Genomic DNA, 12,552 nt, shown 5'->3' on the forward strand with positions numbered 1-12,552 from the left:
GGTGCAAAGAAGGGCTACAAAGAGTGCCGTTTTTCATACAATTTGGCGTCCACCAGGAAACGGAACCAGAACGTCTGCAGCACGAAGAAGATGAAACCCGTTGTGCCATCGAGAAATCCCAGCCGCAGAAAATAACGATAGAAAAAAAGCACGAAAGGCCGCACAAAAAGCGGCGAATCGTTATAAAGCCCACGTAAATAGCGCTTCCTCTGCACCGGATTTCCGGAAATCTTGCCTTCAATCCTGCCGGTGTCAGCCTTTTCGCTCTGCTCTTCAACTTCGGCGTCAGACCAGCGGTTGTGGCGGAACGTCCACTCGCTCAATGACATCCGGATGTCGTCTGTCATTTGCCCCTTCAACTGCGCGGATGTGCCCGATTTCAGATAGAAGTGCTGATCGTATTTCCGCGCTTCGCATCTTCCTGCGCCGGTCCTGAAGAGCCGCATGTGCCAGGTAGGGTACATGGCGCCGTGACGGATGGGCCTGCCCATAAACAGCATCAGCCGCGGAAGATAGAACCCCGTGTGCTCAGTCTCTTCGCCGAGTGCCGCAATCTCCTGCAGCAACTCCGGCGACAGCCGTTCATCGGCATCCAGGTGAAGCTGCCATCCATACTTCACCGGCACGGAATCGATGGCCCAGTTTCGCTGCGCGCCATAGTTTTCAAAGGCGTGCTCGGTTACCTGCGCACCGAAAGTCTGTGCAATCTCTACCGTGCGATCTTTGCTATAGGAATCGACAATGTGAATATCGTCGGTAAGCCCGGCGACCGACTGAAGAGTTTCCGCAATCGACAGCTCAGAGTTAAAAGTAAGAATGATGACCGATGGCCTCAAGGGTACCTCATTGCATGAAGTAAGATCGACCAAGCCAATATCTGCTCCGCTCTGCACCAGAGGAAGCGGAGCCGACTTCAGTATCGCATCAGCCATGTACGATTAAGATAAAGTGCCGGAACCAGGACTGATATGGAGCAGGACCCTACTCTTCTACCGTCATTTTCGCTGCGCAACCGCCTTACTCGTGTGGCTTGGCAACTGGTTTACATCCTGCTTTTCCGCCTGTCGCCGCGACCGTTCCATGCGTGGCGTGCCAGCTTGCTGCGGCTTTTCGGAGCAAGACTGGGTCCGACGTGCCATATTTATCCCAAAGCCAGAATATGGGCGCCCTGGAACCTGATTTGCGAAGACCGCGTGAGCGTGGCAGACGATGCCGAGCTTTATAATCCGTCGCCTCTTTACATGGGCTCGCATTGCATCGTCTCGCAGGGAGCTTACCTTTGCGGTGCCACGCACGAATACGATGATCCGTCTTTCCGTCTCGTGCATTTTCCCATGAGACTCGGTGCTTATTCCTGGATCTGTGCTCGCGCGGCAGTCAATCCCGGAGTCAATGTTGGCGATGGCGCCATTCTGGCGCTGGGAGCCATTGCTACGCGAGATCTCGATCCATTCGGCATCTATGCAGGAATTCCCGCGCGCAAGATAAAAGAGAGATCGAGAAACGCAGTGCCCGAAGAATTTTCAGCTAAAGTTGATCAGCAATCTCGCTGAAGTCCCACACCCCGGTCTTGCCGGCGATCCATTCCGCTGCGCGTACTGCGCCTTCAGCAAAGGCACGGCGCGAAAAAGCCTCATGGCGAATCTCAATCAGTTCATCTCCGGAGCGCGCTTCCAGCACATGCACGCCGGCAACATCGCCTTCGCGCTTCGATTCAATCTCTACGTTGAGGGCAGGATTCGCGGCCTGCACCGCCTGTCGGATGGAAAGTGCCGTACCGGATGGTGCATCTTTCTTGGAAGCGTGGTGTGTTTCAGTGATCTTGAATTGGTAGCTGGGAACAGCGATGGCCAACTCGCGCGCGAGCCGATAGACGGCCTGCACGCCAATGGAAAAATTCGTGCCGTAAAGAAAGCCCGCGCCCTTGCGTGCCGCCAGTGTGCGCATGTCATTCAGATGCTGATACCAGCCGGTCGTGCCTACAACCATGCGCGCGCCAGTCGCCAGGCAGGCGCGCATGTTGGCGACAGCCGCTTCTGGTGTAGTGAAATCGATTACGGCATCGAAACCGGCAAGAAACGGAGCGGTGAGCGCCATCGTGTTGCGGTTTTCCTCTTCGCCTACAACGCGCACGCCATGTCCATGCTCATGTGCGACATCGGCAATCACGCGCCCGGTTTTCCCTCGTCCCAGCACCAGGAAGAGCATCGCTACCTCACGCTTGCTTCGGCTGTGGCGCTCTTACGCGCTTCCACCTCAAAAATTTCCGGGTCGGGCTTTTCGAAGAAGGCGGCATGGAGTGAACGCACTGCCTCATCCGCATCGTCCTCCTCGATCATGAAACTCATGTTAATCTCTGACGCTCCCTGCGAGATCATGCGCACATTCACATGGCGAATCGCATTGAAGACCTGCGCCGCAATGCCGTTCTGTCCACGGATATTCTCGCCCACCATGCACACCAGCGCCTTGCGGCCTTCATACTTTACATCGGCCAGCCTGCTCAGGTCGGCGGCGATTTCGGGAATCCTGTCGTTTGAGTCAACGGTGAGCGAAATGCTGACCTCAGAAGTCGAAACCATATCCACCGGACACTTGTGCTTGTCGAAGACCTCGAAGATAGCCTTGAGATAACCGTGCGACATCAGCATGCGGCTGGCTACGACGTCAATGATCGTAAGCCGCTTCTTCACTGCGATCGACTTGAAGGGGCTGTCACAATGCGGAGCAAGCGAAATAATGCGCGTGCCTTCGTTCTCCGGATTGCGCGAGTTCAGCACCAGCACGGGAATATTTTTCTGCACAGCGGGCAGAATCGTCGCCGGATGTAGCACCTTCGCGCCGAAGTAAGCCAGCTCTGCGGCCTCTTCAAAGCTAATCGTCTTCACCCGCAATGCATCCGGGCAGACGCGAGGATCAGCAGTCATGATGCCGTTCACGTCGGTCCAGATTTCAATGGCCTCGGCATGCACGCCGCCACCGATGAGAGCAGCGGTAAAGTCCGAGCCGCCGCGTCCGAGCGTCGTAGTCACGCCTTTTTCGGTCGACCCGATAAAGCCGCCCATGACTACCGTCTTGCCTTCGCTGGCCAGCGGCAGTACCTGCTCCTTCAATTTCTCCTCAATCAATACGTCCTGCGGAACCGCCTTGGCATGCTGCGCATCCGTAATGATGCAGGCGCGCGAATCCACATGCACGCCATCGAGGCCGCGCACAGCGAAAGCCTCTGCGATCATGCGGCTCGAAAGCCGCTCTCCGTAAGAGACGATCATGTCACTGATGCGCGGCGTCAGTTCGCCAACCGCGGCCAACCCGCGCAGAATTTCATCGAGCGCATCGAATTCCGCATCGATCCATGTTTGCGAATGCGCATACGCCGGACCCGTCACATCGTTGCACTGCGACATCTCTTCGCCGCGAGCCTGCGCCGTCAGGCGGCAAGCAACTTCCTTGTGACGGCTGCGCAAGCGGGCCGTAATCGCCAGCGCGCCATTGCGATCGGCGCGTGCTGCAGCATTTGCCGCAGCAATCAGCTGGTCTGTCACTTTCGCCATCGCGCTGACAACGACAATCGGCTGCAGCCCTTTTTCACGACGTCCGGCAACAATGCCAGCCGTACGGTGGATCGCCACTGCATCTTCGACGGAGGTCCCGCCGAACTTCATCACGACAAGCTTCTTCATGCCAGGACCGCCACAGGATCGAGCTTACCCAGCGATACCAGCAGCTCTGCATTCAGCAGTGCAGCGCCGGCCGCTCCGCGAATCGTGTTATGCGAAAGAACCGTAAACTTCCAGTCGAGCAGCGTGCAGGGCCGCAAGCGTCCAACCGTCGCCGCCATACCGTTGCCGCGCATGCGATCGAGCCGCGGTTGCGGACGATCATCGGCAGCAACAAACTCCACCGGCTGTGCCGGAGCTGTCGGTAGATCCTGACCGGCAAGCGGCTTAAACTCGCTCCATGCCGCCAGAATTTGCTCACGCGTGGCAGGCTTGCGCAGCTTGATGCTCACGCTTTCCGTATGTCCGTCTTCGACGGGAACGCGATTGCAGTGCGCTGAGATTTTCGCATCGAGAGAGACTACCTGCGAGCCCCTGAGCGAGCCCAGCAACTTCAGCGTCTCTTCCTGCATCTTTTCTTCTTCGCTCTTGATGTAAGGAACGACGTTGCCCATGATATCGAGCGAGGCCACGCCCGGATAGCCCGCGCCGCTCACAGCCTGCATGGTGCTGACAAAAATCGACTCGATACCGAAGCGCTCTTCAAGAGGCTTGAGCGCGAGCACTAATCCGATTGCCGAGCAGTTGGGATTCGTGACGATGTAGCCGCCGGACTGCTTCCGCCAGCTCTGGTTTTCGAGCAGCGGCAAATGGTTCGCATTCACTTCCGGAATCACCAGCGGCACATCTTCCTGCATGCGGAAGGCACTGGAATTCGAGATCACTGCGCAGCCTGCAGCAGCGAACTTCGGCTCCATCTCGCGCGCAATATCGGAATCGAGGGCGGCGAAAATAATCCTGGGAGCGCCTTCGGGCGTTGCAGGAGAAACCTGCATCTCGGCAATGTGTGCAGGGAGTGCCGTATCCAGTTTCCATTTCACCGCGTCGCCGTAAAGCTTGCCACTTGACTTGTCGCTGGCCGCAAGCCATGCCACTTCAAACCACGGGTGGCGCTCAAGGAGCTGGATGAAACGCTGGCCGACCATGCCGGTCGCACCGAGAATGCCGATCTTCTGTCGCTGCATGTGCCTCTTTCCCATCAGCGAGGGGGTGTGTACACCAATATCCATGCATATGCGATGGACTGTTCGCTGTACTGAATAGTGTAACTGCTTGTCGCACGCAGATGCACGTCAGGGAATCATCGCAGCCAAGAGAAAAGCCTTTGCGTTCCCGCAAAGGCTCTCATTCCCATTACGAAATAGCTGGGTGCCCCAGGTTCGCGAAGCTAACCTGGGATTGCTTTTCCGTTTACCCTACTTCGCCGCGAACGTGAAATCCTGCGCAGCCGTCTGCTTTGCGCTCACGGTCACGGTCGCCGTCTGCTGCCCCAACACTTCATGATCGGCAATCACCGTATACGTCCCCGGCGGCAGACCCTTGATCACAAAATGCCCATCCGCATCGCTGACTGCAAAAAACGGATTCGCGGACACATTGATAAAGGCCTGCATCCACGGGTGGTTATTGCAGCGCACGGGAATCATCAGCTCTGGCTGGCTGAAGACGCGCGACTCAGGCTGGCCATTCGGCCCTTGCGAAATGTCAGCTTCGTGGTTGCCGCCAACAGTCGGGATCATATGAATGTTGTGCATCGTCGGATCGCTGTTGGTGAAGCGGATCTGCTGGCCCACCATCGCGCCCACAACATGCGGCGCATAGCGGCAGCCCTTCTGGTCGATCACAACCGGCGTCGATGGCGCCGGATAAAGCTTGTTTCCAAGCCCGTCCTTTATAGAAACGAAAACGTTCTGCAGGCCGTTTTTGCCCACATACTGCTCGCTGTAATTTGCTGGCCCCAGGCTGCACGCGGGGTCCTGCGCCATGTCGATCAGGACCGGAGCCGGCATCTTTCCCGAGAAATGAATCGTCCCGCTGATTGTCCCCGCCGTATTCCAGTCGATCTGCGTATATTGTCCCGCCGATTCACTCGCGCCACTCGGAGCAGCCTTCTTGCATCCTGCTACCGGCAGCAAGAGGCTCGCGGCGGCCACAACCGTAATCAGATATCGCATTCCGTTCACTCCGAGTTTCATCAAACAAGGGTGCCCCAGGTTCGCGAAGCTAACCTGGGGATGTTCAAAAAATCAGTTATGCTACTTCTTCCAACGCCGTGATCACAGCATCGGCAAAGGCCCGAGTGCCGCTTGTCCCGCCCACATCGCGGGTGAGCGTCTTCTTCTCGCCGTAAACCTTTTCGATCGCCGCCTGCACTTTATCAGCGGCAGCATCTTCATCGATATGCCGCAGCATCAGCACAGCCGATTGCAGCAGCGCCGTCGGGTTGGCAATATCTTTGCCCGCAATGTCCGGAGCTGAACCATGCACTGCCTCGAAGATCGCCGCGTCTGTGCCCAGGTTCGCGCCCGGAACCAATCCCAGGCCGCCAACAAACGCCGCGCAAAGATCGCTGACGATATCGCCGTAGAGATTCTCGAGCAGCAGCGTGTCGTATTGGTAGGGATTCATCACTAGCTGCATACAGGTGTTGTCGATAATGTGCTCGCCGTAAGTGATTTCAGGAAAACCCTTCGCTACCTCGCGCGCGCACTTCAGGAACAGGCCATCCGAGAGCTTCATGATATTGGCCTTGTGAATGGCGTGGATTTTCTTCCGCTTGGCTTTTCTCGCAAAGTCGAAGGCGAACTGCGCGATGCGGGTCGAGGCTTTGGCGGTAATGATTTTGAGCGATTCCACTACGCCCGGAACTACTTCGTGCTCCAGCCCGACGTAAAGCCCTTCCGTGTTCTCGCGCACGATCACCAGATCGACATTAGGGTAGCGAGTCTCAAGTCCGGGCAGGTTCTTGATCGGCCGAAAATTCGCATACAGCTCAAACTTCTTACGCAGCGTCACGTTGATGGAAGGGAAGCCGCCCCCCACCGGAGTCGTTACTGGACCCTTTAACGCGAGCTTGTTGCGCTCGATCGATTCGTACAATTCTCTTGGAATGTATTCCTGGTATTTCTCAAAAGCTTCTGCCCCGGCAGCAAAGCGCTCCCAGTCGAACTTCACTCCCGTAGCTTCCAGGATGCGGACAACCGCATCGGTGACTTCCGGTCCAATTCCGTCGCCCGGAATCAACGTTACTTTATGCGTTTTTTTCTCAGTCATAATCTCTTAAAAGCAGCAAGTCAGAAGATCAACCGTGTGGGTGCAAGCAAAGCGCCAACGGACGTCATCTTGTCCTGAACGTCGTGAAGCAGTCCGGGTGTCCCATTCTGAGCCGCAGGCGAAGGGTGGGGAGTATTACCCCGCGTTTTTCCCTTTCTTTCCGTGTTCTTTCCCGCCCAGCAACTGCTCCAGCTCTTCCTTAAACTCGCGAACGTCCTTGAAATCCCGGTACACGCTAGCAAACCGGATGTAAGCAACCGTATCGAGGGCCTTCAGCTTGCTCATTAACAACTCGCCCATCTCTGTCGTCGAGCGCTCGCGTTCCGGCGAATCCATCAGGTAGGCTTCGGCTTCATCCACCAGCGATTCCAGCTTGCTCGCCGAAATTGGCCGCTTTTCGCAGGCATGCAGCAGGCCGCTCAACACCTTCTGTCGCTCAAACTTTTCCCGGCGGCCGTCCTTCTTCACCACCATGTAAGGAATTTCGTCGATGCGTTCATAGGTGGTAAAGCGCTTGTTGCAGCGCTCACACTCGCGCCGCCGCCGAATCGAATCGGCCTCTTTGCTCTCGCGCGAGTCCACCACACGGTCTTGCGCAAACCCGCAGTAAGGACACTTCATCTGTCTGTTTTTGATTTTAACAGCCCGAGTGCAGAGCACCGCAGCAATGGGCTTGCCCAGACTTCATTGTGAGGGAGAAGCAAAGCCTACGGTATTGCATTCTTCCGCATATTCGCGCATTTGATATTTGCTATGCCGGAGCAGAAACCGAAGTGCCGCTCAGCCCGAGAGCTTCTGCATTTTTCCACATGGCCGCAATGCAAAAGGCGATGTGATCGTCGAGCGAAACGCCCAACTCATCCGCCCCTTTCACAATGTCGTCGCGATTTACGCCCTTGGCGAACGCCTTGTCCTTCATCTTTTTCCGCACGCCGGCCACTTCGACATCGTGAATGGATTTCGTCGGCTTCACCAGCGAACAGGCCGTCAGGAATCCGGCAAGCTCATCGCAGGCAAAGAGCGTCTTCGCCAGGTGCGTCTCACGCGGCACGCCGGAGTATTCCGCGTGACCAAGAATCGCCGTGCGAATCTCCTCGGGCCAGCCCTGCTCAGTGAGAATTTTGTTGCCGATAAACGGATGCTCTTCCGGCGTTGGATATTTCTCGTAGTCAAAATCGTGTAGTACGCCGGTTACAGAATAGCTCTCGACAAATGCCTCGCGCTCTTCGCCCGCAAGACCCTGTGCATCGGCTTCACGCTCACCATAGGCGCGCACACACGTCTCAACCGCAAGCGCGTGTTTTAACAGGCTGCCCGATTGCGTGTACTCATTCAGCAGAGACCATGCGCGTTCGCGCGAGTAACCGTTCTGGTTCGACATAGCATCTCCTCTTCGGGTTTCTTCCCATTATTTCCGGGTTTTTTAGGCCCGACTCACAGTTTTCACTTGACAACAAAGATACCTTGCCTGCATGGTAAACGAGAGTTGAGAAGATTCCGGCTACAATGCCTCAACCTTCTCAGCCCGGACGCCTTGCTCTGGCCTCCGTTAAACAACATATGGCAACTACCTTAGCAACCGTCGAGGCACGCGAGGTACTTCGTTGCGATCACTGCAGTCTGGTGCAATTCCGCACGTCGAATTCCCTCTGCAGACGCTGCCACAAGCCCCTCGAAATCGAAGAGCCCGAACCACTGCTCCCGCAATTGGTGACAGAAGCGACTCCGACCGCCGATGGCGGATCGAGCCTTGATGTTGCCTGCGCGGTGCGCGATATTCGCCACTCTCGCAAACTCAGCCAGCGCCAGCTCGCCGGACGGATGCAGGTGCCCCGCACCTACATCTCCAAAATCGAGAATGGCAAGGCGATGCCGACGCTTTCTTCGCTGGAACGCCTGGCGAATGCGCTCGAAGTGGATATTCGTAATCTACTTCGCGACGCCCGCAGCCGGCACCATGAGGAGACAGCGACGCTTCTCGCCGACCCCTTCCTGAAGGAAATTGCGCCCTATATTGGCCAATTGGACGCTTATCAGCGCTCCATTTTCCTGAATCAGGTGCGCGATATGGCAATGGGCAGGCGGCGGCTGGCGTAAGTCTTTTTGTTGCTTCATACCGCTCTTTCGCCTGCAGGGAAACTCTCTGCGTTAAATTGTGTTCTTACTGTTTGTAAGGCGGCAGCTGCTCTGGCGGATGCCGTAAGGTGAGAACAGATGATTCCCAGATCGGCGTTATTTAAAACCCGGGTAAAGCTACAAAGGCCCGGTCATTTCTTTGAGCGGCGCTTGGCCCATGTTGTGTCAGGCTCCGCGATTGCCGCGGTTTTTTCGGCATGTGTATTTCTTGGTGTCAGCAAGCTGCAGGCTCAGGATGTGCCGCCTCCTCCACCGGACGCGTCGCAGCAGGATCAGCAGCAGGCCCCGCAATATGGAGCGCAGGTTCCGCAGGATAACGGTGCGCAGCAGGGGGCACCGCCCGAGAATGGTCAGCAAGCTCCCGCACCGCAGGGACAGCCGTTAGGCGCCGATCAGCTCGGCCAGCTCGTAGCACCCATCGCGCTCTATCCTGATTCGCTGATCGCCCAGATTCTGGCTGCCGCCACCTACCCTACACAGGTGGTCGAAGCCGATCGCTGGCGCGAGTCGCAAGGCAACGCTCCCGCCGAACAGATCGCTGCCGGTGCAAACGAGCAGCAGTGGGATCCCAGCGTCAAAGCGCTGACCGCATTCCCATCCGTCCTGTCGCAGCTCGATAAAAACCTGCAATGGACGACCGATCTCGGCAACGCTTACTACAACCAGCCGCAGGATGTCATGGATGCCGTGCAGCGTATGCGCCAGGAGGCGCAGCAGTCCGGCAACCTGCAGAGCAACCAGCAGCAGGAAGTCAGCAATGATGGCGGAGACATAGCCATCGCTCCCGCCAATCCGGATGTAGTCTACGTGCCGGTTTACAACCCCTGGATCGTGTACGGATCGCCGCTCGTGGCTTTCCCCGGCTACTACTATGCGGCGCCTCCGGGGTTATTCGTTGGTGTCGGCTTCGGCTATGGAATCGGTTTCGGTTGGGGCATTCCGATCCGCCCCTGGGGGCCTTGGGGCTGGGGATGGCATACATGGGGCTGCGGATGGCATAACGGCGCAGTCGTCTACAACCGGAGCACTTACATCACCCGCAGCACAACCGTCATCAACCGCGGCTACAATCGCCCCGGTGCGCCACCGGTGCAGCTTGCCGGGCAGCGTGGATCGTTCATGAATCGCCCGGCGTACGCGAGTTATGCCCATAACGTAGCGTCGGGGGCGAGGCCTATGCCGAATGCGCCTGCCACACGTCCCGGCAGCTTCAGCAGCCGGCCGACGGGACAAGCGGGCTACAACCGCCCCGCGGCTCCTGCCAACGGTTCGAATGGATATCGCGCGCCAGGCAACACCGCTCCGCGCTCGACATATTCGCCTGCTCCGGGGCAGAATTACAACCACCCGAACCAGGCACCGCCGTATCGTCCATCGCAGCCCCAGAACTATAGTCGTCCCGCTGCGCCCCAGCACTACAGCAGGCCGGCACCTCAGCAGAATTACAGCCGTCCTGCTGCGCCTGCGCCCCGCGCAGCTCCCGCATCAGCACCCCACGCTGCACCCGCGCCACACGGTGGTGAAGGCGGTGGCAGAGGCGAGCATCACCACTGATCTGTATTCAGGCGAAATTAAGATAGTGGCACTACAATTGGCCGTGGTTATCGCTTGATTGCGATGGGCACGGCCATGTGCTACGGTCGGACGAGAGGATTGTTTTGAGCCGTATTCACGAGCTACCGGCGGAAGAGCTGGCGATTTACCGCCGTCTCGATCCTGCGCGCCTTCCCAAGCACGTTGCCATCATCATGGATGGCAATGGCCGCTGGGCTGGCAAGCGCAGCCTCAAGCGGTTTCTGGGCCACCAGCAAGGCGCCGAATCGGTGCAATATGTTGTCGAGACGGCTTCGCGCATCGATCTGCCATGGCTCACTCTCTACGCGTTTTCGCTGGAAAACAATCTCCGCCGGCCCAAGACCGAAGTCAGCTTCCTCATGCGGCTTTTGAGCACATACCTCACGAACAATGTGAAGCGCATGAACGACAACAACGTGCGCATCCAATACATCGGCCGCACGCATGAACTGCCCAAAGAAGTGCAGGAGCGCATGCAGTGGGCATCCGAAGCGACCCAGCAGAACACCGGCACGACACTCACGCTGGCTCTAAACTATGGAGCACGCTCCGAGCTGGTGGACTCTTTCAAGCGCCTGCACACGGAGATCCAGCAGAAGCACATTTGTCTTGAAGACCTGACCGAGCAGGACATTCAGCGGCACCTGTACACCGCGCATATGCCCGATCCAGACCTGCTCATCCGCACCTCAGGCGAGATGCGGGTCTCAAACTATCTGCTCTGGCAGATCGCCTACACGGAAATCTTCGTTACGAATCGGCTCTGGCCAGACTTCCGCGGCATTCACATGCTTGATGCCATCGAAGACTTTCAGCGCCGGGAACGCCGCTACGGCGGCCTGAACGACGGCACCGAATCCGACGACGTGTCCTCACTGCCCGCCAATCAGCTGGTGAACAGCTAAAAATTCAGACAAAACGCCTTCATCCGTGATGAACGGATACCCATCCTTCGCGCCGGGTGCCCCATCCTTTCTCGCTTTTTGCGAAAGGGTGAGATAACCAGGACTCTAGTCGTTACTGTGCCGCCCCTACCGGCACTCGCTCCGGCGCATCAATCGACACCTTTGACTGATCCGACTTCACCTTTAACTCCACCAGCTCCGGCTTCGCCTTCACAGGAACCGTAAAGCCCAGCTCGTACTGGTTCTCGAACCGTTTGTGCAAATCCTCAAGATACGGCTGTATCGAAACCGGATTACTCATTCCCTGGTAGTAAAGTTTGCCGCCCGTGGCCTGCGAAAGCTGCATCAGCAGGTTTTGTCCCGCGTTCGTCTCGTATTCGCTGCGATCAAGCCGGCCCGTATCGCGGTAATAAATCGAATAGACAATGATGCCTGCCCTCTGCGCGTCGGTGATTGCGGCTTGCAGATACGGATTGTCCGGGTCATAACGAAGGTTGTAGCGATCCACGCCGTCAGTGATCATCAGCACTTCGCGGCGGTTGTTCCTGTCTCGGGAGGGCCAGTTTTTCGCCAGATCAGAGAGGCAGAAATAGGGACTGGCATTCCCGCCGGGCACGCCATTCGTGAGCCGGATCGCTTTCGCTGCCAGCGCATGATCAGCCGTCAAATTTTGCTCAAAAGCCGCGCGGCCATTCTGCATGTAGGCGATGCCAACCTGCGTCGTAGGCGGCAGGGCCTGAATGAATTTCCCCAGGTCGTTCATTTGCAGCCCGAGGCTTGAGCGTGCTGAATCATCGATAAGAACGACAAATTCCAGGCCCGCCTTATCCCCGCTCAGCGATTCCCAATGTGTCACCGTGCTGTCTTTTCCATTGGCTTTCACCTTCAGATTCTGCTGCTGCAAGGCCGGTGCTTCTCCCCCCTTGGGAAGGACTGTGACCGTGGCCTGCGCGGTGCCGGTATCGCCCTGTTGAGCCGTGGCTGGCAGTGCACAGGCGAGCGAACCCAAGGCAAATATTGCTACCGCAATTCTGATATTTGTCATTCATAGCTCCTGATCTTTAGACGCTAAGGCAGCATGAATTGCCGCATATTCCGGCATG

Annotated in this window: 13 protein-coding genes; 4 read left to right on the forward strand and 9 right to left on the reverse strand. The window is 57.3% G+C overall.

The genetic code is table 11. The features are described from left to right. Positions 1-14: 14 nt before the first annotated feature. Complete coding sequence (locus GSQ86_RS16525) at positions 15-932, reverse strand: glycosyltransferase family 2 protein (protein WP_254062446.1); 918 nt, start codon at positions 930-932, stop codon at positions 15-17. Positions 933-968: 36 nt separating this feature from the next. Between GSQ86_RS16525 and GSQ86_RS16530 the strand changes: the two genes are divergently transcribed. Continuing rightward, the gene (locus GSQ86_RS16530; protein ID WP_158751032.1) at positions 969-1,553 is read left to right on the forward strand and encodes a putative colanic acid biosynthesis acetyltransferase; all 585 of its coding nucleotides are present in this window, start codon (positions 969-971) and stop codon (positions 1,551-1,553) included. On the opposite strand, the gene dapB is transcribed toward GSQ86_RS16530, so the two are convergent. From dapB to GSQ86_RS16565, 7 genes are all read right to left on the reverse strand, one after another. Continuing rightward, positions 1,528-2,208 (reverse strand): 4-hydroxy-tetrahydrodipicolinate reductase, encoded by a 681-nt coding sequence (dapB, locus tag GSQ86_RS16535; protein ID WP_158751033.1) that lies wholly within the window; start codon positions 2,206-2,208, stop codon positions 1,528-1,530. The two genes, GSQ86_RS16530 and dapB, sit on opposite strands and share 26 nt — an antisense overlap. A gap of 2 nt (positions 2,209-2,210) precedes the next feature. Next, positions 2,211-3,683 (reverse strand): lysine-sensitive aspartokinase 3, encoded by a 1,473-nt coding sequence (gene lysC / locus GSQ86_RS16540; RefSeq protein WP_158751034.1) that lies wholly within the window; start codon positions 3,681-3,683, stop codon positions 2,211-2,213. Then, complete coding sequence (asd, locus tag GSQ86_RS16545; protein ID WP_158751035.1) at positions 3,680-4,744, reverse strand: aspartate-semialdehyde dehydrogenase; 1,065 nt, start codon at positions 4,742-4,744, stop codon at positions 3,680-3,682. The genes lysC and asd overlap by 4 nt, the downstream gene beginning before the upstream one ends. Before the next feature lie 231 nt (positions 4,745-4,975). Continuing rightward, the gene (locus GSQ86_RS16550; RefSeq protein ID WP_158751036.1) at positions 4,976-5,734 is read right to left on the reverse strand and encodes a carboxypeptidase regulatory-like domain-containing protein; all 759 of its coding nucleotides are present in this window, start codon (positions 5,732-5,734) and stop codon (positions 4,976-4,978) included. A 76-nt stretch (positions 5,735-5,810) separates the two neighbouring features. Then, the gene (locus tag GSQ86_RS16555) at positions 5,811-6,833 is read right to left on the reverse strand and encodes an isocitrate dehydrogenase (NAD(+)) (RefSeq protein ID WP_158751037.1); all 1,023 of its coding nucleotides are present in this window, start codon (positions 6,831-6,833) and stop codon (positions 5,811-5,813) included. A 135-nt stretch (positions 6,834-6,968) separates the two neighbouring features. Further along, positions 6,969-7,454, reverse strand: a complete 486-nt coding sequence (gene nrdR / locus GSQ86_RS16560; protein ID WP_158751038.1) for a transcriptional regulator NrdR — start codon at positions 7,452-7,454, stop codon at positions 6,969-6,971. A 130-nt stretch (positions 7,455-7,584) separates the two neighbouring features. After that, positions 7,585-8,214: an HAD family hydrolase gene (locus tag GSQ86_RS16565; RefSeq protein ID WP_158751039.1), complete on the reverse strand. Its 630-nt coding sequence runs from the start codon at positions 8,212-8,214 to the stop codon at positions 7,585-7,587. A gap of 179 nt (positions 8,215-8,393) precedes the next feature. On the opposite strand from GSQ86_RS16565, the gene GSQ86_RS16570 reads away from it, so the two are divergent. The 3 genes from GSQ86_RS16570 to GSQ86_RS16580 all read left to right on the forward strand — a co-directional run bounded on the left by GSQ86_RS16570 (position 8,394) and on the right by GSQ86_RS16580 (position 11,449). Beyond that, positions 8,394-8,930 (forward strand): helix-turn-helix domain-containing protein, encoded by a 537-nt coding sequence (locus tag GSQ86_RS16570; RefSeq protein ID WP_158751554.1) that lies wholly within the window; start codon positions 8,394-8,396, stop codon positions 8,928-8,930. Positions 8,931-9,119: 189 nt separating this feature from the next. After that, positions 9,120-10,523, forward strand: a complete 1,404-nt coding sequence (locus tag GSQ86_RS16575) for a DUF3300 domain-containing protein (RefSeq protein WP_158751040.1) — start codon at positions 9,120-9,122, stop codon at positions 10,521-10,523. A 104-nt stretch (positions 10,524-10,627) separates the two neighbouring features. After that, on the forward strand, positions 10,628-11,449 hold the full coding sequence (locus GSQ86_RS16580; protein ID WP_254062447.1) for an isoprenyl transferase: 822 nt from the start codon (positions 10,628-10,630) through the stop codon (positions 11,447-11,449). Positions 11,450-11,561: 112 nt separating this feature from the next. On the opposite strand, the gene GSQ86_RS16585 is transcribed toward GSQ86_RS16580, so the two are convergent. Continuing rightward, positions 11,562-12,494 carry a hypothetical protein gene (locus GSQ86_RS16585; RefSeq protein WP_158751041.1) on the reverse strand — a complete coding sequence of 311 codons (933 nt, stop codon included), beginning with the start codon at positions 12,492-12,494 and terminating at the stop codon, positions 11,562-11,564. Positions 12,495-12,552 lie beyond the last annotated feature (58 nt).

It is taken from the genome of Acidobacterium sp. S8 (assembly GCF_009765985.1).
Lineage (GTDB): Bacteria > Acidobacteriota > Terriglobia > Terriglobales > Acidobacteriaceae > Alloacidobacterium.

Excerpts from the sequence above, each read along its gene's own strand:
- GSQ86_RS16525 (WP_254062446.1), bottom strand. The coding sequence starts at position 932 with ATGGCTGATGCGATACTGAAGTCGGCTCCGCTTCCTCTGGTGCAGAGC.
- GSQ86_RS16530 (WP_158751032.1), top strand. The coding sequence starts at position 969 with ATGGAGCAGGACCCTACTCTTCTACCGTCATTTTCGCTGCGCAACCGC.
- dapB (WP_158751033.1), bottom strand. The coding sequence starts at position 2,208 with ATGCTCTTCCTGGTGCTGGGACGAGGGAAAACCGGGCGCGTGATTGCC.
- lysC (WP_158751034.1), bottom strand. The coding sequence starts at position 3,683 with ATGAAGAAGCTTGTCGTGATGAAGTTCGGCGGGACCTCCGTCGAAGAT.
- asd (WP_158751035.1), bottom strand. The coding sequence starts at position 4,744 with ATGCAGCGACAGAAGATCGGCATTCTCGGTGCGACCGGCATGGTCGGC.
- GSQ86_RS16550 (WP_158751036.1), bottom strand. The coding sequence starts at position 5,734 with ATGCGATATCTGATTACGGTTGTGGCCGCCGCGAGCCTCTTGCTGCCG.
- GSQ86_RS16555 (WP_158751037.1), bottom strand. The coding sequence starts at position 6,833 with ATGACTGAGAAAAAAACGCATAAAGTAACGTTGATTCCGGGCGACGGA.
- nrdR (WP_158751038.1), bottom strand. The coding sequence starts at position 7,454 with ATGAAGTGTCCTTACTGCGGGTTTGCGCAAGACCGTGTGGTGGACTCG.
- GSQ86_RS16565 (WP_158751039.1), bottom strand. The coding sequence starts at position 8,214 with ATGTCGAACCAGAACGGTTACTCGCGCGAACGCGCATGGTCTCTGCTG.
- GSQ86_RS16570 (WP_158751554.1), top strand. The coding sequence starts at position 8,394 with ATGGCAACTACCTTAGCAACCGTCGAGGCACGCGAGGTACTTCGTTGC.
- GSQ86_RS16585 (WP_158751041.1), bottom strand. The coding sequence starts at position 12,494 with ATGACAAATATCAGAATTGCGGTAGCAATATTTGCCTTGGGTTCGCTC.